Source organism: Pantoea sp. SIMBA_079 (assembly GCF_046940275.1).
In the GTDB taxonomy this organism is placed as follows: domain Bacteria; phylum Pseudomonadota; class Gammaproteobacteria; order Enterobacterales; family Enterobacteriaceae; genus Pantoea; species Pantoea borealis.
Genome location: NZ_JAWRYR010000944.1, coordinates 1 through 234 on the forward strand (window position 1 = coordinate 1; position 234 = coordinate 234).

Consider the following 234-nt stretch of genomic DNA (forward strand, 5'->3'; position numbering starts at 1 on the left):
CCTCTGCCGCCGTCGAGCTTGACCGAGTACAGGCCCAGCACGTCCACGCCGAAGCCGACCGTGCCCTGGGTGAAACCGGAACGGGCATCGAGGATGAAGCTTTGCGTCCATTCCTCGGCCTTGCCCTGTGGGTGGGCCGGGTCAACGAAGTTGCGGTTGATGTAGAAGTTGCGCAGGTTGAGGGTGGCCTTGGCGTCCTCGATGAAACCACCTTCGTTGGCGGCGAACACGGGG

Annotated in this window: 1 protein-coding gene; it reads right to left on the minus strand. The window is 63.7% G+C overall.

Annotated features, from left to right (window positions below; all coding sequences use genetic code 11):
• Positions 1–234, minus strand: a 234-nt coding sequence (locus SB719_RS22715; protein ID WP_412160117.1) for an OprD family outer membrane porin, incomplete at both ends; no start/stop codon positions are given.